The organism is Pontiella desulfatans (assembly GCF_900890425.1).
Lineage (GTDB): Bacteria > Verrucomicrobiota > Kiritimatiellia > Kiritimatiellales > Pontiellaceae > Pontiella > Pontiella desulfatans.
The window spans coordinates 3844063-3869075 of record NZ_CAAHFG010000001.1 but is presented as its reverse complement, the minus strand read 5'-3'; the positions used below and the strand labels follow the sequence as shown (position 1 = coordinate 3869075).

General features: G+C 55.7%; 11 protein-coding genes. 9 read left to right on the top strand and 2 right to left on the bottom strand.

The window, feature by feature from the left end; genetic code table 11:
* Positions 1-12 precede the first annotated feature (12 nt).
* From E9954_RS13565 to E9954_RS13545, 5 genes are all read left to right on the top strand, one after another.
* Positions 13-981 (top strand): alpha/beta fold hydrolase, encoded by a 969-nt coding sequence (locus E9954_RS13565; RefSeq protein ID WP_136079687.1) that lies wholly within the window; start codon positions 13-15, stop codon positions 979-981.
* The gene (locus tag E9954_RS13560; RefSeq protein WP_136079686.1) at positions 981-4091 is read left to right on the top strand and encodes a DUF4955 domain-containing protein; all 3111 of its coding nucleotides are present in this window, start codon (positions 981-983) and stop codon (positions 4089-4091) included. Before E9954_RS13565 ends, E9954_RS13560 begins: the two co-directional genes overlap by 1 nt.
* The gene (locus tag E9954_RS13555; protein ID WP_136079685.1) at positions 4088-6109 is read left to right on the top strand and encodes a DUF1961 family protein; all 2022 of its coding nucleotides are present in this window, start codon (positions 4088-4090) and stop codon (positions 6107-6109) included. Before E9954_RS13560 ends, E9954_RS13555 begins: the two co-directional genes overlap by 4 nt.
* Positions 6110-6165: 56 nt before the next feature.
* On the top strand, positions 6166-7932 hold the full coding sequence (locus E9954_RS13550; protein WP_136079684.1) for a sodium:solute symporter family transporter: 1767 nt from the start codon (positions 6166-6168) through the stop codon (positions 7930-7932).
* A gap of 156 nt (positions 7933-8088) precedes the next feature.
* A complete protein-coding gene (locus E9954_RS13545; protein ID WP_168442241.1) occupies positions 8089-9093 on the top strand; it encodes a fatty acid desaturase in 1005 nt (334 codons plus the stop codon).
* 589 nt (positions 9094-9682) lie between these two features.
* Here the strand turns inward: E9954_RS13545 and E9954_RS13540 are convergent.
* Positions 9683-12325, bottom strand: a complete 2643-nt coding sequence (locus E9954_RS13540) for a DUF4955 domain-containing protein (RefSeq protein ID WP_136079682.1) — start codon at positions 12323-12325, stop codon at positions 9683-9685.
* A 3-nt stretch (positions 12326-12328) separates the two neighbouring features.
* A complete protein-coding gene (locus E9954_RS13535) occupies positions 12329-13714 on the bottom strand; it encodes an arylsulfatase B (RefSeq protein ID WP_136079681.1) in 1386 nt (461 codons plus the stop codon).
* A 275-nt stretch (positions 13715-13989) separates the two neighbouring features.
* Between E9954_RS13535 and E9954_RS13530 the strand changes: the two genes are divergently transcribed.
* The 4 genes from E9954_RS13530 to E9954_RS13515 all read left to right on the top strand — a co-directional run bounded on the left by E9954_RS13530 (position 13990) and on the right by E9954_RS13515 (position 24939).
* A complete protein-coding gene (locus E9954_RS13530; RefSeq protein WP_136079680.1) occupies positions 13990-16809 on the top strand; it encodes a glycoside hydrolase family 2 protein in 2820 nt (939 codons plus the stop codon).
* Positions 16810-16812: 3 nt separating this feature from the next.
* Positions 16813-19404 (top strand): glycoside hydrolase family 2 protein, encoded by a 2592-nt coding sequence (locus tag E9954_RS13525; RefSeq protein WP_136079679.1) that lies wholly within the window; start codon positions 16813-16815, stop codon positions 19402-19404.
* Positions 19405-19534: 130 nt separating this feature from the next.
* Positions 19535-20299 (top strand): PEP-CTERM sorting domain-containing protein, encoded by a 765-nt coding sequence (locus E9954_RS13520; protein WP_136079678.1) that lies wholly within the window; start codon positions 19535-19537, stop codon positions 20297-20299.
* A 272-nt stretch (positions 20300-20571) separates the two neighbouring features.
* Positions 20572-24939, top strand: coding sequence for a DUF4955 domain-containing protein (locus E9954_RS13515; protein WP_168442240.1), 4368 nt, complete (start codon positions 20572-20574; stop codon positions 24937-24939).
* Positions 24940-25013 lie beyond the last annotated feature (74 nt).

The window sequence follows — 25013 nt, the reverse complement described above, 5'->3', positions numbered from 1 at the left end:
AGGAGTGATTGGATGCCATCTACGTTTGATATGCCGCTGGAGGAGTTGTCCCGGTATCGGGGAACCAACCCGAGGCCGGACGATTTCGATGCCTATTGGGATGCCGCCGTGGCGGAAATGAACGCCGTCGATCCGCGGATCGAAATCATTCCCGACGAGGAATTCCAAACGCCGTTCGCGACCTGCTCGCATCTGTGGTTCACCGGTGCCGGCGGAGCCCGGATCCATGCCAAGCTCTTGCAACCGAAGCCGGTCGCAGTGCCGCATCCGGCGGTGCTGATGTTCCACGGCTACACCGGCGACTGCGGCGGATGGCTCGAGAAGCTGGGCTATGCCGCCGCCGGTTTCACGGTTGCCGCGCTCGACTGCCGGGGACAAGGCGGATGCTCCGAGGATGTTGGCGGCGTGAGGGGCAATACCCACCGCGGCCATATCATCCGGGGGCTCGGTGATGCGCCGGAAAAAATGCTCTACCGCTCCATCTTCCTCGACACCGCCCAGCTGGCAAAGATCGTGATGGCGATGGACGACGTGGATGAAAACCGGGTCGGCGCGATGGGCGGTAGCCAGGGCGGGGCGCTGGCCTTGGCTTGCGCGGCGCTGGAGCCGCGCGTTGCGCGCTGCGCCCCGGTGCATCCGTTCCTGTGCGACTACAAACGGGTTTACGACCTCGACCTCGCAAAGGATGCCTATGCCGAGTTGGAGGAATATTTCCGCAAGTTCGACCCGCAGCATCGGCGCGAGGACGAGATCTTCAGGCAATTGGGCTACATCGATGTGCAGCACCTCGCGCCGCGCATCAAGGCCGAGGTCCTGCTGGCCACCACCTTGCGCGACACCGTCTGCCCGCCCTCCACGCAGTTTGCGGCCTACAACAAGATTGCTTCAACCAAGTCGCTCGAGGTCTATCCCGACTTTGCGCACGAACCGCCGCCGGGCTTTGCCGAGCGGACCTACCAATTCATGATGGAGATGTGCTGATGAACTATGGTTTTCTCGCTTTGCTGGTTTTCGGGGGGGTGGCGCATGCCGCGACTTCCGAGGTGTGGAACGACTGGGATTCGGGCAAGCCCGTCATCCCCGACTATTCGTGGGCGGGCTACATGTATGGAGCCGAAGCCATTCCGGATGTGGAGTGGAAGGTGTTCGATGTTGCGCGGTTCGGTGCCCTCCCGGACGATGGCAAAGACGACTATGCGGCCATCCAGCGCGCCATCAAGGCCGCCGAGGCCAACGGTTCGGGCATCGTCTTTTTCCCGCCGGGAAAATTCCTGGTGGCGGAAAGGGAAGGCATTGCCGATCCCATCGAAATCAACGGCGCCAACATTGTGCTGCGCGGCAGCGGCAGCGGGGCGAACGGAACCGAGATTCACCAGAAGCACCATTTCCTGCCCGAGGATCCGGAGAAAAAATGGACGGTGCCCCCCGTCTTTGTTTTCCGGCATCCGACCAATGAGGCGCACCTTTCCCGATATCGCGATCAACAAACCAAACTCGCGAAGGTCGTGAAGCCCGCGGGGGCCGAAACCTTCTGCATCACCCTCGACGACGCATCGAAGATCAAACCGAACCAAACCGTGATGCTTTGCGCGCAAAGCACCAAGCTGAACGACTGGTATCTGAAAGGCCTGAAGCCTCGGGACATTTTCAAGGAGATCAACGAAAACGGCGTGTCGGTGGCCGAGAAGCATGTCGTGGCCAAGGTGGCCGGGAATGTGGTCACGTTCGTGGAGCCGATCCGTGCCGACATCGATCCGGTTGTCGAGTGGACGGTTTACGATTATCCGATGATTGAAGGGTGGGGGGTGGAGGATCTCCATTTTACGGGCAACTGTCCGGTGCCGTTTGTGCATCACAAGGATTTCATCCACGACAGCGGCTTCCAGGGGATCGGCATGAAGCAGGGGCGCAACTGCTGGATCCGCCGCTGCCGTTTCACCGATATGACCCAGGCGTTCCTAGCCTCCGGCTGCATTGCGTCATCCTTCATCATGAACACGATCGAGGGCCATCAAGGCCATGGCAACTTCAGCATGAACTGGGGCGGCGGCAACCTGATCGGCTTATGCCAGGATCTCACCGACAAGGGGTCGTTCCACGGCTGCGGCATCTCGCACGAGAATGTCGGCGGCGTGATCTGGCGCTACGAATCGGTCGGCGCCACCAAGCAGACGCCGCGCTGCGGCGGGCCCGATTTCCACGCGCAGTTCCCGTATTGCTCGCTGTGGGACATCAGCGTGGCCAACCTGCGCGACAATGGCGGAAGCTATGTGCTCCAGCCGAACCACCTGCGCGACCTCACCTTCTGGAACTTTGAGCAGATTGGCGAAAAGATCCACCACGACTATTGGAACATGCCGAAGACGGAGGAGGACGCGAAGAATAAATATTTCGGCAAGACCAAGGTGGCGTATCCCAACTACATCGGCTTCCACGGCGTGATGAGCACCTTCAACCGCGAGCACCTCGGCCTGTTCGAATCCTACGGCGCGCCGGTGGAACCAGCGTCCCTGTTCGAGGCGCAGCTGGCCAAGCGGTTGGGCGGGGCGCCCGCCTGGGTGGCCGAAGCCAAGGCCGAATGGGAACGGGTCAAGGCAACGCATCGGGCTGCCGCAACCCCCTCCCGGCTGTGGACCCAATTCCGCGAGGCCAAGCAGACCGGGGGCGAACCGGAACTGGCCGACTTTTCATTCGCCGGCTACCGCCATGGCGAGGAACCGCTTCCTACCGTGGAGGCCAAGGTGTTCGATGTCACCCGCTCCGGTGCGGTTCCCAACGATGGCAAGTCCGACAAGAAAGCCATTCTGCTTGCCATTGAGGCCGCCGAAAAACAGGGCTCGGGCATCGTCTTTTTCCCGCCCGGCCGCTTCCTGATCAACGAACCGACCGATCCGGTCAACCAGCCGATCCGCATCGGCGGAAGCGGGATCGTTTTACGCGGCAGCGGCAGCGGGGAAGGCGGAACCGAGTTGTTCATGAACCTGCACCTCGATCCGACCGACCCGAAAAAGCTCTATTCCTGCCCCTTCATGATCGAGTTCAAGGGCAAAGGCGAAAGCAAGACCAAGACGGCGGTCGTGGCGGATGCGCGGCGGGAAACCTTCTCGGTGCAGGTCAAGGATGCCGCTGCGTTCAAGGCGGGCGACTGGGTGCTGCTGAACCTGGAGAATAATTCGCCGCAGCTGGTCGCCGAGGCGGTTGCGCCGTACACGCCCGACCCGGCGTGGAAAAAAATCAATGGGCAGGGCGTGGTGATCGACGAGTTCCACTTGATCCAAAACATCGACGGCAACACGCTGGTGTTCAAGGAGCCGATCCATACGGAGGTGATAGCGGCGCAGGGGTGGATGGTCATCAACTATGAACCGCTCGAAGAAGTCGGTGTGGAGGGGATCGCCTTTCGCGGCAACTGGCATGGCGACTTTGTCCACCATCGCTCGTTCCAGGACGATAGCGGCTGGAGCGGCGTGGCCTTTTCGAAAACCGTCAACGGCTGGATCCGGAACTGCCGCTTCACCGACTGGAGCCGCGCCGTATCCATCAAGGCCTGCGCCGCCACGACGGTTCAAGACCTGGTGCTCGATGGCAACGCCGGGCACAATGCGATTTCGGTGCATAATTCTTCGCATGTGCTGGTGCGCGATGTCGAAGACACGTCGGGCCACTGGCACGCCAGCGGCGTGGCCGGGAAATGCTCCGGCAATGTGTTCCTGAATTGCGAATACCGCGCGGACACCTGCTTCGAATCGCACGCCTCCCAACCGCGCTGGACGCTGTTCGACAACATTTCCGGCGGCTGGAAATATGGCCGTTGGGGCGGGGCGCTGGGAAGCCTGCCGAACCATTTGCGCGGCCTCGTTTTATGGAACTACAACAACACCGGCGAAGGTGAACCCGGCGAATACGGCTTCATCCGTCCCGAGAGCGTCCATGGCCGCATCATCATGCCCTACGTCATTGGTTTCCACGGCAACCCGCAGGCGTTCGACGAATCGCAGGTGGAGGTGCTGGAGTCGAACGGCGCCCGCGTGTGGCCGGACTCGCTCTACGAGGCGCAGTTTGAGTTGCGGATGAAGAAGGGTTCCAAATGAATCGCGGTCTGCTACTCGCGCTAGGGCTGATGGCTGTCGCCGCGAATGCCTCTGAGTGGACACCGGTGTTCGCCGATGACGGCACCGGGGACTGGGAGCAAAACTGGTTCCTGGAAGGAAACAAGGCCTGGGTGACCAATGGTGCGGACGGCATGACCTATTCGGCCGGTCCGGTTCTCAAGGAAAACGCCAGCCACGCCGTGCTTTGGACGAAGCGCGTCTTTTCCGGCGATGTGAAGATTGAATACGACTACACCCGGCTCGATGCCAATCTGGATGCCGGCGTCAATATCCTCTACATCCAGGCAACCGGGCTCGGCACCGATGAATGGCCGACGGATATTTTCCAATCCACGGAAAAGCGTTGGGAACCCTGGATGAAATCCTATTTCCTCCACATGAACGCGCTGCATGTTTCCTACGCCACCGATGGCCGCTATGTCGCCGCCCGGCGCTACCCGGCCGCGGAACTGAAAAAGTTCCAGAAGGAGACGATGTTCGATCCGAAATATTCGGACATCGATCTCTTCAAACCCGGCGAGACGTGGCACATCACCGCCATCAAGGAAAACGGATGGTTGCGTTTCGTGGCCGAACGCAACGGGGAGCGGCACGAGTTCAAGTGGGAGCTCTGCCAGTTTCCTCCGGTCAACGAAGGGCGCATCGGCCTGCGCCACATGTGGACGCGCTGCAGCCGCTATCAAAACTTCAAGGTCTACGAAAAAGCCCGGAAGCCCAACGTGCTGACCATCATTCTCGATGACGCGGGGTGGAAGGATCTCGGCTACATGGGCGGCGACATTGCAACGCCCGCCATCGACCGCTATGCCAAGCAAGGCATCCGGTTGAACCGGTTCTATACGTATTCAACGTGCACCCCGACGCGCGCCGCGTTTTTCACCGGCCAGGCACCGAGCCGTTCCGGGATTGTCTATCCGATCCAGCACGACGACCACTACGGCATCCCGGCCGCTGCCGATACGTTGCCGGAGGTGTTCCGTCGCAACGGCTACAAGACCGCCCTGATCGGGAAATGGCACCTCGGCGTCCAGCCGGAGCTGGCGCCGCGCGCGCATGGTTTCGACTACCACTACGGCCTGCGCGGCGGTTGGTTCGACCAGTATACCCGCGAGAATCCCGAAACCGGCTACGACTGGTGGCGCAATGATGGCGTGGCTCCGAAGGAGGAAGGCCATACGACCGACCTGCTGACGGCCGATGCGATCCGCTATCTGAAAGGTGCCGGGAACGATCCGTTTTTCCTCTGCCTCAGCTACACCGCTCCGCATGTGCCGATCCAGGTCGATCCGAAATGGGCGGCGCCCTACGAGGGTAAATACGAAACCCAAACCCGCGTGGGCTATGCCGGCATGATGGCGCAGCTCGACGACTCCATCGGGCGCGTCATGGAAACCCTCGAAAAGCGCGGCCTGCTGGAAAATACGCTGGTGGTGCTCTTCTCCGACAACGGCCCGTCTTCGCCGGGCAAAAAATGGTATATCCCGGACGATTTCCACGAGACTAATTTTTACGGCAACGATGGGGTGTATGGCGATGTCGGCCCGCTGCGCGGATGGAAGGCGTTCCCCTACGATGGCGGCGTGCGCACCCCGGCGTTCCTCTATTGGAAGGGGCGGTTGCAAGCCGACGCGTGGGACCAGCCGGTCATTGTGCAGGACCTCTATCCAACGATCCTTTCGCTGGCAGGTCTTGAAGGGGCGTCGGAAGGGCGGGATTTCCTGCATGCCGCCGACCCGGAAACCTTCTATTGGCGCACGCCGAAAAACCTCGCGCTGCGGCATGGCGACTGGAAGCTGGTGGTCTACAACGCTTCGCCGTTCGAACCCGATCTGAAGATCGAGCTGTTCGATATGGAAAAGGATGTTTCCGAGAGCAACAACCTCGCGCAATCACATCCCGAAAAAACGGAGGAGCTGTTGGCGTTGCTGAAACGCGAATTCCGGAAAGATGCCACGCCGCACGTAAACCAAAAACTGCTGGAGCGTGAGGGGAAATGAGTAGACGGCAGAGCGAGTTTGAACACCTTTAGGGTGCATGAAAGGAAGGATACATTATGTTGGGAATTTGGGATTACCTGGTCATTGGTTTATATCTGCTGTTCACGATGTCGATCGGCTTCGTGTGCCGCAAGATTGCGCATAACGCGAGCGACTTTTTCCGCGGGGGCGGCAACATGCTCTGGTGGATGACCGGCATGTCGGGCATTGCCTCCGGCTTGTCGGCCTGGACGTTCACGGCCGCCGCCTGCCGCGTGTATGAAATGGGCTTCCTGATGCTCATCCTCTACTGGCTATGGCTGCCGGCCTATCTGATCATCTTTTTCTTCCTGGCCCGTCGCTACCGCCAGATGCGCGTCATCACCGTGGCGGAAGGCATCCGGCGGCGCTACGGGCGCTTCACCGAGCAGTTCTGGATCTGGGTGCAGATTCCCGCCAACATGATGATCGGCGCCATGTGGCTGATGACGGTCTCCATCTTCATGAGCGCGGCGGTCGGTGTGCCGCTCAACCTCTGCATCCTGATTCTCGGCATCGTGGTCACCTGCGTTTCGCTCGGCGCGGGGGCGTGGTCGGTCATCGCCTCCGACTTTGTCCAGATGACGATCATCATCGTGGGCACCATCACGGTGCTGATCCGCACGCTGATGCTTCCGGAGATCGGCGGCCTGCCGGGCCTGATGGAAAAGATTCCGGCGGAGTTCACCAACTTCAACATGGTGGAGGCGCCGAGCGTTTGGATTGCCTTCCTGGGGTTGAGCATGGTCATGCGCATCATGCAGGCCTCCGACCTTTCGCAGGAGGGCGCAAAATTCCTGTCGGTCAAGGATGGCGGACAGGCGAAGAAGTCGACGCTGGTGATTGCCACCGGATCGATCTTCATTCCGATCGTGGCCTTTCTTCCGGTCATGGCCTGTTCCGTGATCTATCCCGACCTTGCGCAGGTTTTCCCCGACATGCCGAACCCGACCGAGGGCTCCTACATGGCCATCGCCGCGCACGTGCTTCCGACCGGCATGGTGGGCCTGATTGTTTGCGCCATGTTCGCCGCGTCGATCTCCAGCATGGACACCGCGCTCAATCGCAACGCCGGTTTCTGCGTGCGCAACTTCTACATCGAGTTCATCAAGCCCAACGCCTCCGAAAAGGAGCAACTGTTGATGGGGCGCATCTTCACGGTCATTCTCGCGGTTGCGCTCATCATTCTGGCCACCACGTTGGCGAACAACCGCGAGATTGGCCTGTTCGAATTCTCCAACCTGGTCTTCTCGCTGGTGATCCCGCCGATGGTGGTGCCGGCCGTGTTTGGCTTCGTCTATAAAAAGACCCCGGTCTGGAGTGGCTGGAGCACGGTGGTGGTCGGTTTCTGCGCCGCCTTCTTCGCCAAGTTCTATATTTCCATCGACGCCGCCGGAAAGTATATCTGGGGACTCGACGAAATGAACAAAATGGAGCATGGCGACGTGACCTTCATCGTCATCACCGCCTTCACGCTGATGTGCAGCATCAGTTGGTTCTTCTTCTCGTCGCTCTTCTACAAGCGGGTAACCCCCGGGCACAGGGAATCGATCGAGGCGCTGTTCAAGGACATGCGCACGCCCATCGACCACGTGGCGGAAAAGAGCGAAAACCGCGATGCGGCGCAATACCACATTGTCGGTTCGCTCAACCTCATTCTCGGCAGCCTGCTAATGTGCGGATTCCTGATCCCCAACAGCCTGGGGGGGCGCATGGTCTTCATCTATTGCGGCGGCGTGGTCGCCGGAATCGGCGGCATCCTGCTCACCATCTACAAAAAGAAGGTGGCGGCGGAGCAGGGCTAGCGGGGCGGGCGCCTGCGACGAACCAATACCCGTGAATCGTTTAAAAAACCGTGAAAGGTGATGATATTTCCCATTGAATCGTCCGGGGTGATGATCGATAAACCTTCAACATCTTGATGGTGGCGACGATCCAACGCGTCGTCGATGTGGGAGGTTATGATGGAACGAATCAAGTGGTACCGCATTGAGGCGGACAAGCAGGCGATGAAAACGCTTCAGGAGCGCAGCGATGCGAAGGGGCTGTTGCAGGCGGGATCGCAGCTGCTGGCCGTGGTTGCGACGGGGGGGCTCTGCTTCTGGGCATTCCACCATCTCGCATGGCCGTGGATTGTCGTTGCCTTCTTCCTCCATGGCACCCTTTTTGCGTTCCTGAGCCCGGCGGCGGCCTGCCACGAGCTTTCGCACGGCACCCCGTTCAAGACCAAGGCACTCAACGAATTTTTCTACCACCTGTTCAGCTTCCTCACCTGGAACAATCCGGTTTGGTTCCGCATCAGTCACACCGAGCATCACCAGAACACGTTGCACGATGCCGTGGACCAGGAAGTGGTTCTGCCGGCCAGGTTCGGGGCCATGGAATGGATAAAGGCCTTCACCTTCAATGTCCCCGGCGCACCGCGCGGCCTGTGGGTGCACAACATCCTTCCATGGTACATCAAGCATTCACTGGGCATCATGACATCGGAGTGGGACCGCCGCCTGTTCGACGACCGGCCGAAAAAGAAGCAGGAGCTCGTCGTGTGGGCGCGCATCATCCTCTTTGGCCACCTTGCGCTGGCGGCGCTGTTCATCGCCCTCGGCCAATGGATCCTGATTCCGATCCTGCTGCTACCGTTCTATGGATGCTGGCTGAGCCTGGTTGTGGGCATTCCCCAGCACGCCGGCCTGCAGGACAACGTGCCCGATTTCCGCCGCTCTTGCCGCACCGTCAAGCAGGATGGTTTCACCCGCTGGTGCTACTGGAACATGAACTACCACATCGAGCACCACATGTATGCCGCCATCCCGTTCCACAACCTGCCGAAGCTCCACGAAATGCTGAAACACGACATGCCCGTCCCATGCAAAAACCTCGCCGCCGCCTGGAAGGAAATCAACGCCACCCTCAAAAGGCAAAAAACCGATCCGGAGTTCTATTTCGACAGTTTCACCAGGAGCTAGGGCATTAACCCTAATTCGGGAATGGAACCACGGATGAACACGGATGGACGCTGATATTCAAGAAGATACGAAATTTCCCCCAACCTCCCTGTGGGTTGGATATCGGTTAAGCATATCCTGTTTTGGTATCTGTACTACTATCCGTCAATTTCTTGTTTTCCTGGCAAGTTTTCACCACCCGCTGCGCTAGAGGAGACAGAGGCACAGAGGGTTGGGATGCCGCAAGGTTGTTTCGTGGAGGGGCGGACGCTATCCGCCCGGGCGCACGGCGTGCGCCCCTCCATCCCGCCGATCCCGTCGCGTTGCCCCAAACTCAAAGCGGCTTCGCAGCAGAGAATGTAACTAAATAATTAGGACAGAACGGTTTCCTTTATGCCGTAGCCATGAATTATTTTGTCCTAATTATTCTGTTAAACAAATTGCACGAGAAAAGGTTAAGGGTGGTTCGTTTTAGGCAGAAATATTGTTTGGCAGAAAAATCACTTCAACAGCCCTCCCGTTTATATTTCTGCCTATCCTTCTGTCGCAATGCAGGTTGAGGATGGTTTGTTTAGGAACTCAAAAGGGATAGACGTTAGAATGGAAGAAACTAATCGCCGAAGAAGCGGAATTCGGTGACGTCGTCGGGGAAGGACGAGAGCAGGAGCCGCACAAATTTGGCTTCGCGCGCGGGGAAATAGAGGGTGCTCACCTTTCCGGAGCCGGGAAACGGGCCGCCGGTCAGCGTTCCGCCGATGCGCAGGGCGGAGGGGTTCCAAAGCAGGTCGTCGTTCACGAAGCTAAGCCATGCCCCGGGATCCTCCGACGTCTGGAGTTCGAGGCGGACTTCCTTATCCGGGACACCGTTGCGCCAATGGATGTCGAGCCGGTTGATTTTTTTCGTGGACGAAAAGGCGGCTTGCACGAGCGAGTCCTGGTAGCTGTAGAGCTTGCTGCCCGCAACATCGGTTTTGCCGTCGAAAAACACCTCCGCGAACTGCTCGTCGAGCGCATCCTTGAAGGTGCTGGTTCCATACGCGGCGTAGAAGGCGTGAAGCTCCTTGCGGTAGGCGGCTTCCAGTTCGTGGGCGGGTTGGCCTTCCTTGCGCGATGCGAGCACCTTGCTGTCTTTCAGGGCCTGGGCTTCGCCGCCACCTTGCTGAACGAATTCCCCGTAGAGCGTGTTCTTTTCCTTGCCGGGCATCATGGCGGATCTGGACACGCCGAGCGCCTTGGGTTTATCCGGATCGCCGGTGTAGAGGGTGATGGGTTTGCTGAACGCGATTTCGCCGCGGCGGTTGGTCAGCTTGGCCTTCAGCACCCAGACCCCGGGGCGCTTGGTCTTGAATTCCTTTTCCATGGTTTGCGGATCCACTTCGCCAACGCGCAGGAAGCCATCGAAGAGTCCGGTGTCGGAGGCGTAGAGCTCGATCCGCCCGACCTGTTTCGGATCCATCTTTTCGTGCAGCGCCATCTTAACGATAACCGAGCGGTGCTCGCTGTGGTTTGCGGGGCTGGTGATGCGGATTCGCGAATGGCGGCTAACGGTCTCGAATTCGGCGGCGGCTTCGGCAAGCCAGGCGGGCACCTGGCCCAGGCGATGTTCCAGCTGGGCATCGAACAAGGATTCGGGAACGGTTTTCTGGCCGGGCGATTCGTAGGCCAGCAGGTCGGTTTCGATGTCGGGGATCTCGAACGGTTCGCCGTGGAGCCCGGCCACGACGGGGAGGAGGAAATAGCCGTAGCGCTGGCCCTCCGGCCAAAAGTCGAACGAGCCGTCGGGCAGGGTGACGTTCCAGTTCCAGAAGGTGAGCCCCTTGTCGTGCATCGGGAAAAAGGTGGCGCCGCCACCGCGCGGCTGGAAACCGCCTTCGTTGAGGTCGAAGAGGGTGGAGCGGGGATAGCCGCAATGCGCTTCCATGCTCTTGTACTGCACGCAGCGGTAGAAGACGGAATTGACGCCGGAGCGCGAAACGCCGAAGCCGTGGTGCACGTCCGATTCCTCGCGCATGAAGGCGAAGAGGTTGCCGTATGAACTTTTGGCAACCACCGCCATGTGGCCGGTGTTGCCTTCGATCAGCAGGTCGGACACCGTGTTGAACCCGCAGAGCCAGGTGCTGACGGCGGAGCTGCATTCGGTGAAGCGGACGCGGCGGACCCAGCTGTTGAACACGCGGTCCATTTCGACCATGCGGTAGTCTTCGCCATGGCGCGTGCTGTTATGGTGGTTGAACTGGCCGCGCCAGCCGCCGCGCAAGGAGAGGTCTTCGATACCGCACTCTTCGATGATCCCGTCGATGCGGTAGATGGCCATGTTGGTGTAGTACGGGATGTCGAGGTGGATCGGCTCGCCGAAGCGGACGGTGTTGTCGTCGATCGATTCGATTTCGTGCAGCTCGAAGATATCGGTCAGCATGCCGCCTTTGCGCTTGGCGCGCTCGAACCAGCCCGACGGAACTTCGTGCGGGCAGAAGAATTCCTTCGTCGATTCCGCATGGGCATCCATCTGCGCATTCAGGTTGATCCGCATACCGGGCTTGAGTTCGGACGCGTCCGAAACCTCAACCGTGAAGGGGCCGATCTGTTTCTTAACCATGGCCTTGAGCTTTTGGTCGCCGCGCCAATAGTCGTCCTTGCCGGTTGAGGAACGCATGAGGATCAAGGGCCGGGCGGGCAGGTGCGATTCCGCGAACTCCAGCTGCGTGGTTCCAACGCCACTGCCTTTGAGCACCACGTTGCTGCGCTTGATTTCCAGCGGTGGTTTGCCGAAATCGGATTTTTCGAAGAGGCGGAAGTTGCCCTCCGGGAAATAGATGGCGGCGGGGCCGTTGTGGCTATGGGCGGCAGCGAAGGCGGCCACCGCCGCATCGCGGTCCGACTTCCCGTCGTCAGGAACCCCACCGAATTTTGTGACGTCGAAATAGGTGTGCGTCGTTTCCGAAACCACGGGCAGAGGCGTTGCGCAACGGTGGTAGCCCGCATGGCTGAAGTCCGGCAATTTGGCGCGCTCGCCCTTGGCCTGCGCGGCTAGGTATTCACCGAAGAGGGTGTTTTCATCATACGACTGTTCCGGCGCCTCGACGGCCGTCGGCTTGGCGATGGCCGGCTTGCATTCGGTACAGGGCACCTCCGTTGGATGTGTCGGCGGCTTGGGCGTGGGTTTCGCCTTTGTTGTATCTTGTTGGGTCTGCCTGCCGCACGATGCGAGGAAAAAAAGGGCAATAAGAGAAAGAGGTAGTGTCTTCAGGGTCATGGGTTACTCCGGGGCGTTCGACCAGTCGGCGGGGGCTTCCCATCCTTCGGGGGCGCGGGCGATGTAGGGGGCGGCGCTGACGATTTCGGGCGCACGTTTTTTGAGACGTCCCCATAGTGTTTCAAGCATTTCGGGGTGTTGGTGGACGACGTTGTTTTGCTCGTAGGGATCATCCTTGATGTTGAACAGCTCGGCCATGAGTTTGCCGTCGGCAACGGGCATGCCGTCGGGTGCGCGCTCGGGTTTGCTGAGGATCAGTTTCCAATCCCCGGAACGGATGGAGCCGCGGCCGCGGGCATCCTTGGCGTTGTGGATGATGTCGCGCTTCGGCATCGCTTTGCCTTCGGCCAGCGCCGGCCAGAAATTGATGCCGTCGAGCGGTTTGCATTTGGCAATGTCGCCCTGCGCCAGTTCGGTGAAGGTGGGGAATAGATCGACGATGTGCAGCGGGCGGTCGAAGTCGCGGCCACCTTCCAGCCCCTTCGGCCAATGGATGAACGAAGGCACACGGACGCCGCCTTCGTAGGGGGTGCCTTTGTTGCCGCGGTAGGGCAGGTTGATGCTGTTACCCGCGCCACCGTTGTCGGAGGCGAAGAAGATCAGGGTGTTTTCCAGCACTTCTTTGGATTTCAGACTCTGGATAATGTTTCCAATCTGCTGATCCATGGAATCGACCATGGCGCAGTAAATCCGGCGGTTTTCATCTTTGATGTGACTGTATTTTTCGATGTCGGCTTCCTTGGCCTGGTAGGGCGAGTGCGGGGCATTGAACGGCACGTAAAGGAAGAGGGGCTGTTGGTCGAAATTGTGGTCGATAATTATTTTTGAAGCACGGGTGCCGATCAGGTCGGTGGAGTATCCTTCTTCATGCAGAGGAATGGTGTCCTGATCATACCAGTCCAGCGAGTCGTACCCTTCGTGTGTGAAATAATCGATGGCCCCGCCGAGGCAGCCGTGTGCCAGATCAAAGCCTCGTGAAGTCGGCCAGTAGGCGCGCCGGGCGAGGCCGAGGTGCCACTTGCCGGTGATGGCGGTTTTGTAGCCGGCATCTTTCATGACCTGGGCTATCAGCGTTTCGTCGAGCGGAACGCCGTGTTGGTGCCAGGGGCGCAGCACGGAGATGTGACCACCGCAGCGGAAGGGGTAGCGGCCGGTCATCAGTGCAATGCGGGTCGGCGAGCAGGTGGGTTGTACATAAAACTGTTTTAACTGCACTCCCGCTTGAGCCAGTGAATCGAGGTTCGGCGTTTTAATTTCACTGCCGTGAAATCCAACATCCGCCCATCCAAGATCATCGGCCAGAAGAATTACAATATTCGGGCGTTCGGCGAGAATGGAAAGAGCAGGGAATACACACAACAGGACAGATATACGTATAATTTTTTTCATAGTTTAAACACCTACCAAAAGCGTCCTAAATCCCAAGCTTTAGTTTGCGCAATATGCGCATGAATAATCCGCAGCAACATATAAGCTAATATGGGTTAATCAACTTTAGGGGTCGAACATTTTACGGAAATCACCATGTATTTATGCGCTAAACTGAGGTGGAGATATTCTATACACTCATTCACATTTGCGGTGTATGGAGAAAGAGAAGTGGCTGCCTTAAAGAACGGTGGTTAGATTATGTATTTGGTCAGTAGCCTTGGAGAAGTTTAAAAATGAAAGCAGTGCCGTTGTTTGTTCTTAATTTCATCATGATGTTTTGTTTAATCAATGTGGATGCCGTGGAACGGATGGATATTTCCGGGGCGTGGAAAATCCGGCTTGACCCGGATGCGGTCGGTGAAGCCGGGCAGTGGTTTAACGAGCCCTTTACGGATTCGGCACGATTGCCCGGATCAACCGCCGAAAACGGCTACGGCAATCCGCCGAGTATCGATTTTCTAAGGAAAGCGGTGCGGGATCTTGATCCGCGCTATGGAGGGCCGGTGCCGAATCTGGATTTTCAGGGATGCGCCTGGTACCGGCGGGAGGTAACGGTTCCCGATGAGTGGAAAGATAAACGGATTGTGTTGTTTCTGGAACGCGCGCGCTGGGTGTCGAAGGTGTGGGTCAATGGAACATACTGCGGAGGCGATGACAGTCTGAGTACGCCGCATGAAATTGATATTTCGGATGCCGTTAACCCCGGCGCCAACCGGATTGTAGTCTGTATGGACAACCGCGTCCTTTATGATCTTGGGGGGATCAATTCGGGTACGTCGTTGCACACGCAGGGGATGTGGAACGGAATCATCGGTCGGATGGAGCTCATTAAAACCGATCCGGTGTATTTTGACGATCTGCAGGTCTATCCCGATCCTGAAAATGGAATGGCGGTGGTAAAGGCGGCTGTCGGGAATGCCACGCAAAAAGTTTTGAAGGGAAAAGTATCATTCCGTGCCGTGTCGCCGGACGGGAAGGTTATTGAAACCGTTTCCGAAAAAATCAAGGTCGGTGCGGATGGGGGTCAGGTTGAAGTCTTGGTGCCCATGGGGGAAGATGTAATCCTGTGGGATGAATTCAGTACGCACCGCTACTCCATGGAAGCGCGGCTGAATGCCGGGGAATTCAACGATTCCGCAACGGCTCTATTCGGCATGCGCAAGATCGGGCATGATAATGTGAATGTGCTTGTGAACGGTAAAAAGGTCTTTCTGCGGGGAACGCTGGAGTGCGCCAATTTTCCGCTGACGGCCTATCCTTCGATGGAGCTGGATTACTGGCTTCGGTTGATGGGCGAAGTCAAGGCGAACGGATTGAACCATATCCGTTTTCATTCGTGGACTCCGCCGGAAGCGGCATTCGAGGCGGCCGACCAACTTGGCCTTTATCTATTGACTGAAGCCACGCGCGCCAACTCAGGATATAATGAAGCCCGGGAAGAATGGGTTGAAAAGGAAATGCTGCGCATTCAGGAAAGCTATGGAAACCACCCGTCCTTTGCCCTGTTTTCGGGCGGAAACGAGTTGCAGGAAAGTCTGTATGCCACGGCGGAAGCATTCCTGGAAAAAATGAAGCCGACGGACAACCGGCATCTGTTCGCGTTCGGTTCGGGCGGTGGCGGAATGGAAATGCTGGAGATTCCGTTGCAGAATGAGGACTTTGTGGTCGGAGCCGGCGGGCGGGGCGGTAACCTGACACCCGGGAGGCTTTCGAAAGGCAACGCAGACGGCTATTACAAAACCCTTAAGACGCCCATGACGGATTTTGACCGGAACGACGGCCTGATCAAGAGCAACCGCGATGTTCCGGTGATCGCCCACGAAATCGGACAATGGTGCGTTTTTCCATCCATGTCCGAAATTGAAAAGTACACGGGTGTAATGCAACCGGACAACCTTAAGCTGGTCCGGGACGATCTGGAAAAGAAAGGCATGCTGGAACAGTCCGACGATTTTACACGGGTGACCGCCAAGCATGCCGCAGTGTTGTATAAGGAAGAAATTGAAGTCATGATGCGCAGCCGCCGGTCGGCCGGGTTTCAGTTGCTGCAGCTCAACGACTATTCCGGTCAGGGCACCGCGCATGTCGGTCTATACGATGCCTTCTGGGATTCAAAAGAGGCAATGTCGTCTGAAGAATTCCGGCGCTTTGCCTGTGATACCGTCCCGTTGTTGCGGTTCAGTAAATTTGATTGGTTCAGTGATGAAGTATTTCATGCCAAAGCACAGTTGTTAAATTTTGGAAATCGGCATCTGGTTGATGCGGTCGGGTTCTGGAAGATTACAACGTCATCCGGCTCAGTGGTGGCAGAAGGCCGGTTTGAGCCGCAAACCATAAGGCAGGGAGTGCTGGCGGATCTGGGCGAATTCAGCAGTAATCTGAATAACGTTGAAAAAGCCGAAAAGCTTACGGTGCAAGTTGGCATTGAGGGAACGGATTATTTGAACCAGTGGAACATCTGGGCTTATCCGCGGACGCAACAGCTTCCTGCCCCGGACGACGTATTGGTAAGCACCGAACTGGACGAGGCTGTTCTGACCGCACTTTCGCAAGGCCGGAAAGTATTGCTGTTACCAACTTATTCGGATCTGGATAAAGCGTTGCGGGGTCGTTTTCTTGCCCCGTTCTGGAGTCCGGTGCATTGGTGGACGCGCGAAGGCCGGGGTAATGTTTCGATGAGCATACTCTGCGATCCGGAGCATCCGGCGTTATCGCAGTTCCCGACCGATGAACATACCAACTGGCAATGGTGCGACCTGCTGGATACTTCAAGTTCATTTATCCTCGATGATTTGCCGAACGATATCAGACCGATTATTCAGGTCGTCGATAATTTCAGCCGGAACCACAAGCTGGCGAACCTTCTTGAGGTAAAGGTCGGCGAAGGCAAGTTGCTGATATGCGGCATGGATTTACAGAGCGATCTGGAGAAGCGTCCGGTTGCACGGCAAATGCGGATCAGTTTATTGGAATATATGTCCGGCTCCGATTTTTCTCCAGAAAAAGAGCTTACCGTCTCGCAGCTACAATCATTATTTAAAAACGAAGGATGATGGATGAAAAAAACAGCGATAATGATTTTTACAGCTGTAACGGCTCTGACTTTTGGAGAAGACAGCATGCGTGAGTTTTCAACGGCCGGATTCCATAGACTGGAAGGTGGCGGGCGCGATGTCTACAATTTTAATGTCGGCTGGCGGTTTTATAAGGGCTCGGTCGAAGGTGCAGAAAAAGCCGCCTTTGATGATGCCGCATGGGCGGTTGTGAACTGTCCGCATGGATTGGAACTGCTTCCGGATGACGCGAGCGGTTCAATCAACTATCAGGGTGAAGCGTGGTATCGAAAGCATTTCGAAGTACCGGTTTACATGAAGGGTCGGCGCATCGTGCTTCATTTCGAAGCGATCATGGGCAAAAGTAAAATCTGGATCAATGGCGCGCTGGTTAAAGAGCAGCTCGGAGGATTTCTTCCTATAGTTATTGATGTAACGGACGTTGTGAAACACGGAGCGAAAAATGTCGTTACTGTGCTCGCCGATAATTCCGATGACCCGGCTTATCCTCCGGGCAAACCGCAGGAAGTGATGGACTTTACTTACTTTGGCGGAATCTACCGAGACGTATGGTTTTACTCAACTGCCCCGGTTTATATTACCGATCCCAATCAGGTCGATGTGGTGGCAGGCGGCGGAGTTTTTGCCCATGTTGATAAACTGTCTGATGATACAGCTGATGTATCGGTTTCAACGCATGTCGCCAATACGACATCTGAAAAGCAGCGTCTAACGGTATCTTCAACCATCATTGATGCAGAAGGAACCCCAGTCGGCAAAAGAGAAGAACCGCTTGAAATTGAGGCCGGGCAAAGTGCAACGGTGACTTCATTTGTCACCGTCGCGGAACCAAACCTTTGGCATCCGGACGATCCTTATTTGTACCGACTGGTTTCCAGGGTTTTAAAAGACGGGAAGGTGGTTGATGGGTTTAAAACTAAAATCGGCATCCGTACCATTGAATTTCGTGGTACGGAAGGGTTCTTTCTGAATGGGAAACCATTTGAAGATAAACTGATGGGTGCCAACCGGCACCAGGATTTTGCCTATATCGGAAATGCGCTGCCGAATTCGCTGCATTGGCGCGATGCCAAAAAACTGCGGAATGCGGGTTTGCGGATTGTCCGTTCGGCTCATTATCCGCAGGATCCAGCGTTCATGGATGCGTGTAACGAGCTGGGGCTGTTCGTAATTGTGGCCACGCCGGGCTGGCAGTTCTGGAATAACGATCCCGTGTTTGCGGAGCGCGTGTATTCCGATATCCGGAACATGGTGCGAAGGGACCGGAATCATCCATCTGTCATTCTGTGGGAACCGATTTTGAATGAAACGCATTATCCGGATTCATTTGCCAAAATCGCGCATGATATTACACACGAGGAATATCCGTTTTCTGGTTGCTACACGGCGGCCGACGGATCGGCGAAGGGTAGCGGCTTTTACGATGTAATTTATTCCGGATCGAAGGTGGAGGGCGATAAGGCGGTGTTTACCCGAGAGTGGGGCGATAATGTGGATGACTGGTCATCGCACAATTCGCCGAGCCGGGTGCATCGTTCTTGGGGCGAAACGCCCATGCTGGTGCAGGCAAAATCATATGCAGACCCTCGTCCTCTCTATTATTACGGTTGCTGGGAAAAGTTCTATGATTCCCCGAGGCAACTGGTGGGCGGATGTCTTTGGCATTCGTTCGATCATTACCGCGGATACCACCCGGATAACTTTTACGGCGGTATCATGGATCCATTCCGCCAGCCGAAATATTCCTATTACCTTTTCCAGAGCCAGCGCGATGCAAACCTGAATGTGCCGAATATCGAAAATGGATCCATGGTCTATATCGCGAACGAAATGACCCCGTTTTCTTCGCAGGACGTGCGGGTATTTTCCAATTGCGAAGAGGTGCGGTTGACCGTATTCGGCAAGGTGCTTGAAACCAAACGGCCAAAAGACTCCGGTCAGAAAATGCCGTCACCTCCGATAGAATTTGAAGATGCCTACAACTTTATGCAACTGCGCGCTCTGCACCGTGCTAAAAAGTTTGACGAGGCGTGCATTGTGGCGGAGGGACTGATTGACGGAAAGGTGGTGGCATCCCATGCCCGCTATCCGGCAAAGCGGCCGGCCCGTCTCAAATTTTCCATCGACTTTGACGGTATTCCATTGGTGGCAGACGGTTCCGATATTGTAACGGTCATTGCTTCGTTGGTTGACGAGCAGGGCAATGTCAAGCGGTTGGGCAAGGAGCGCATTGGATTCGAGGTTGAGGGAGAGGGTGTGTTGCTCGGTAATCATTTAATTGGCGCGAATCCCCGTGAACTGGAGTGGGGCACTGCTCCTTGTTTGATTCGATCAACAGGCAGACCCGGAAAAATAACCGTTAGAGCGATGGTTTTTCATGAAGGTTTGAATACACCTCTGGCTGGTGAAATAACATTTGAAAGTGTGTCGCCGACGGTTTCCGCATTGTTTAGTGAAGAAGATTCATCTTCGTCTTTCTATCAGGTTGGACTAGGGCACCAAAGCAAAGACGGTGCGAGCAAGGCTGAACTTGAAGATATCGGAGCCCAGCAATCGGAATTTGAGCACTATTAATCATTCATCTTTAATGTCCGAGGTTCTAATTACTGCGGAAATGTGAAGCTTCGAATGCGTAAAAAATGTCTCCTAATCCAACTGTTTTTTTTTAATATCTGAATTCATCTAAATTAAATAGGAGACGGCAATGAGGAATGCGTTAAAAGCAACAATAATTATGCTAACTGGAATGTTGGCTGTAAGTAGTAATGCCGAATTGATTGGCTCGTTGCATATGTCTGCAGGTGTCGATATTAATAATGTGGATGTTATGGGTCCGGAGCTAACGCGAACCGGTAACGGCAATGTGAATACCCGGGGAACCGTGGCTGGTACATTAAATTTTCTTGCAGGCACTACGGGGCTACTTGAGAGTGATGTCAGAGCCTTCTCTGCCAGCACGGTACTTCGCGATCTGAATCGCTTCGGCAACAATTCGAATGGTGGTTCTCTGATGACTTGGGACTATGACTTTACTGGTCAATCAAGCCCTAGTTTTAATTTCCATGTTGATTTTACTGCAGAAGGTGGCAAGCCTGTTGATCAAGAGTTAAGGTTCTACGTCAGTTATAATAATGGGGGTTCCCTCTCGTTGGATACCACTGATATAACTTCGGCAACTCCAGGTGCGGGGGCACTGGTCTCAGGAAATACAGCAGAGTATATTTCCTTGCTGAATCTCGGGCCAACGGCTACCAGCGGTATATTGGACGTTGATATCACGTCTATTGTTAACACTGCTATTGCAAACGGAGGTGGAATCCGAATTGCATTGGTTGATAATACGTTTAGAAACACCGTTACGTTTTTCAACGACTCGGGGATTCAGGCTATTCCGGAACCGGCTACGCTCGGTTTGATTGCGGCGTTTGGCGGGGGGATTCTTTTTATTCGTCGCCGTTTTATGATTTAGGGTTCAAAAAGCTAAATAAGGCTTGGGCGGAAACAAAGGTTTCCGCCTTTTTTTTTGCGCAAATGACATTAATATTATGCGTAATCAAGTTCTGGTCGACTGGCTATATTCTGCCATAGTTCCTATAGCTGGGTGATAGGCATAGACCATTAATGAATCATTTAGTTCTAATCAGGTCTTAAAGAGGAACCATGAGAAAATTATATACACTACTTGGAATTTGCACGATTGGATCCATAGCGACCTGTTATTCGGCATTAATAGGATCTGTAATGGATACGTTCACGAATTCTGCCGAGTTAGCCAGCTATAATCCAATCGATGGTAACAATAGTTCCATCCAGACTTTGCTTTTAGGTTCTTCTTCGACAGATGGTAGCCACCTTGATGGTGCAAGCGATGGTTATGCCCGCCTGCACCGAACCAAAACTACAACCGATACGATTGGACTGACAAGAGATTTGGGGACCATCACCTTAAGTGATGTCGGGCGTACAATCACCATAGATGCGGCGTTTGCTGTGCCGGATTCGAATCTGGAAAGCATCTGGGAAATTCACGTGGATGGCTCCGGTGTGGGTGGACAGGGGAAAATGGTGATCAATACCTTTGGCTCTGGAAATGCGTCAGGTGGGAACGCGGCCTTGCAATTATCAACCATTTCGCTGGGAACTCAGAATCCGCAACGTAGCACAACAGGAGCTCTGGAATATGAAGTCCAAGCGGCTGATGTCGGCAAAATAGCTACTCTACGTTTTGCGCATTATGAGGGTTCGACGGCCGGAGCGGAAGGTACTCGTAATGTTCTTGTTGATGCGATCAGCTATGCGGTGCTGCCTGAACTAAGCACCAATGTTCCGACGTTTGCGATGGATCCAGTTATTGGAAATACTGCAACCAATTATATCCCTTACATCGGCACCCTTGCTGGGTCGGCCTCCGACTCTGGCGGTGGGCCTCTGACGTATTCTAAAATTAGTGGTGCCAATTGGCTACGGGTGTTTCCGAATGGCACGCTGGCCGGTGCGCCTGATGGATCCCATGTCGGGCTAAATACATTCACGGTTCTCGCAGAAAATGGTGACGGCGGGACTGCTGTAGCCACGTTGGAAATTAATGTGGTTAATGGGGGCGCGCGCGTTGCCTATAACGATGATTTTGAATCAGGTTCAGGAACGCTTGGTTCCATCAATGGGTGGACTGGGCAGGGTGGCGAGGACAAGGAATATAATGTATCCGCTTCTGGCATGCTGGTGATTCAGGAGCAGGACAGTGTTGAAAGCTTTTTCGATGTGGTTTATTCGTCAATGAACGGTGCAATCGGTTTGACTAATCCTGGCGACTGGATTCGTTTGTCGATGGATTTTGAGGTGTTTTCAGGAAGCGGTGCGGTCGCAAACGATTCTTCCGGTTTGCGTATTTCGTTAACCGATAGTACTGCGTCGACTAATGCCGGCTACGGCATCTACGTTGCAACTGGCACCTCGACATCGCACACCTATCAGGAAATGAAGAGTGCCGCTTCTTCACAGGCATCGATTGGGAATGCGCTGGCAGGATTCGATGTATCGGAGGATTCCGGGTTGAATCATCTAGAACTGTTGCTGACCCGTCTTGATAGCGGCGTGGAGTTGAGCGGCACGTTGGCCGGGCAGACGTTGGCTGTTCTGACAAACAACAATGCTGCCATTGCTAATCGTATGTTTGATCGTTTGGCACTTTCTGTGGGTTCGAAAAATCATGGATTAAACATAGACAATGTAGTCGTTGAGCTACCGAACACGTCCATCCTCTGGAACGACTATGTGACAGCCTACAACAACGGCACCAACTCGACGCTCAAGAATTTTTCATATGCGGGTTACCACTACAGTGAAATCCCGATCCCGGAAATCACCACCAATTCGCATATATGGTTTGATGTGACAAGCTATGGCGCCATTGCAAACGACGGAAACTCGGATCGTGACGCCGTTCTTTTGGCCTTGGCTGATGCCCATGCGTACACCGGTGCAGCCGTGGTGTATTTCCCGGAAGGTCGCTTCCTGCTGAAGGAGTCTTCCGACCTTGGAAAGGCTCCCATTGAAGTGACGCGCAGCGACATCGTGATCAAGGGCGCGGGCATGGGGGAAACGGAGCTGCTGTTTAGCGAATTTTCGCGGTTCGGTGACGCGCTGGTTTCCTTCCGTTCTTCCAGCGGCGAGGTCTCCGACTATTGGCGCGGCGACCAGGTGCTGGCGGGTAAGGTAACGGAGCAGCTCGGCGACTTTTCCGTGCGCGTGGATAATCCGTCCGGGCTGGCCGCAGGGCAGAAGATTAATTTCAGTTGGAAGTTCCCCGCAACAACGCCGGTGGGGGATGCCTACTTTGCACCGCACGCCGTGCCGCAGGGCGTGCTTGATCGGCACGACGGAACACCGAACGATGTATTTGAGGTCCACACCATCGCTTCGGTGGTCGGAGATGTGGTGACGTTTAATGAGCCGATCCATATCGAAAGCGAATACTTCATCGAGCGGGGCATGTACCGTATAGACAACACGATTGAGGAGTGCGGGATCGAAGACCTGACGCTGCGCGGAAAATGGCATGGGCAATTCAGCCACCACAACGGATGCCGCCAGGGGGAAGAGTATCGCATGCTCGGGTTCAACCGCGTATTCAACAGTTGGGCGCGCCGCTTGCGGATCGTTGATTTCAGCTATGCCCTGAGTGCCACGATGACGGGCGCAAATACGTTTTCAGACATCCTGCTTGAGGGCAATCCGGGGCATTTCTCTATTTCCGTGCAACGCTCAACCGGGAACCTGTTTGCCTATGTCCGGGAAAACACGGATGCTCACCATGGGCTGGGCGGGCAGAGCAGTGCCGCGGGGACGGTATTCCTGCGGAGCAACCAGTACGGAAACATGGAAGCGCACTGCAACTGGTTCCGGAATACGTTGTATGACTTGAACGAGGGCATTTTCACCCAGTTCCGCGGTGGCGGTGCGGTAAAGTCGCCGATGCACGACAAAGGGCTGACCTTCTGGAACTGGAGCAATACCGAAGCCGGCTCGTACGACTTCTGGCCGCTCGGCTCGAACTACGGCTATTTCCTTTTTCCGACGATTGCCGGCTTGCACGGTGAACCCGCAACGTTTTCCGATGTGGAAACGGATATCCTTGCGTTGGAGTCCAACGGAACGAAGCTGGAACCCGAATCATTGTTCGAAGCACAGCTTGCCCTGCGCCTGGGCGGTCTGCCGCAATGGTTCGCCGACAGCAGTGCTGCGTTTGAGGTCTCGAGCCGCAACGCCGACATCGCAATGATGTCGCCGGCAAACTATGCGGCGTTTGCGGATCTCAGCCCGGTTGCGCTCGTGGCCGACACTGCGCTTGATCCGGCTGAAATTGCGGCGCTTGATTTCGAGGTGTCCGGCGCCAGCCGCTGGGATGGATTTGAAACATTGCCTAAGGCGGATGCTGCATCCCTGTCGGGTGCCTTCGTGCCGCCTTATGACGGCGTTTGGACGATCAGGGCGAAACTAACCAACGTTCGTGGAGAGGTCAGTTTCAGCGATCCCATCGCTGTGCATTGCGGTAGTTCGATGATCCAGCAACAGAGCGTTTCTTCAGCCACCTATGCCAACGGAAATGACAAGGTTGCCCAGTATAGTGATTTCTTATCCATCGGCGGGGGCGAGGCTTCTTATAATACCGGCAGTGCAGTCGTTGCCTCCAAGCCGGCAAACGCTCCGTGGAACACGATTGAAGTCGCCTTCGAGGCCGAACGGCAAGGGATGTACAGCAGTTTCGGAACAACAAACCAAGCTGCGTTCCTTGGCAATGCCGGCCGCGTTGCAGCAGGTGCGAAATTCTTCGACAACAACTTGGGTACATCCAGCACGGTTTACCACTGGCTCGATACCCTGGTGCAGGCCGACTTCGGATCTACCGTACGGATCCACCGCCTGGATATCCACTGGAGCGGAAGCGCTCCTTCGAGTGGTGTGCGGCTGGAGCTCCAGACTCCGCTGGACTATCCGGCTTGCCTTAACAGCGTGGTGAACGATGACAAGACCTGGGAATCCGGCGTGTGGCGGATCGGCGGTACGCTGCGGCAGGAGATCCTTCCGTCGTCGGGCGGCGTGACGACCCTCTATTTCCCGGAACGGCCGGTTCAGGCGGTTCGTTTGCTGCTTTCCAATTTCGAAGGTAACATCGCAGAACTGAAATTCTACGGCCCGCAGGACAACCGCCCGCTCGACCACTATCTGTCGTGGATCAACGGGCAGGGACTTTACGGCCAGGATGCAGGATATCGAGCCGACTTGGACGGGGATTTGCGTGATGGCTTGTTTGAATATGCCGTCGGCGGAATTCCAACCCCTGGAAGCAACAGCCTCTCGGAAGTTCCAATGGTTGGAAACGATGGACCCGACTTTGAGTATATCCACCATCGCCGCCGTAATGCCGCATCGTTGGGGCTGACCTACACCTTGGAAACCTCTGCTGATCTCGTTGAAGGATCATGGGTTCCTGCGGTCATTACCGAGGAATCAGCCCTTGTTGACGCCGAGTTTGAAACCGTAACCAACCGTATTTCAATGGCTGGAAACACCAATGGATTCGTGCGTTTAAAAATCAAAATGGATTGATTTTTATTCTGCGCAAATCCCGGCAGTTTATTGCGCAAAGCAAATCTTCTTTTTTCAAAGTGACCGGATACTAT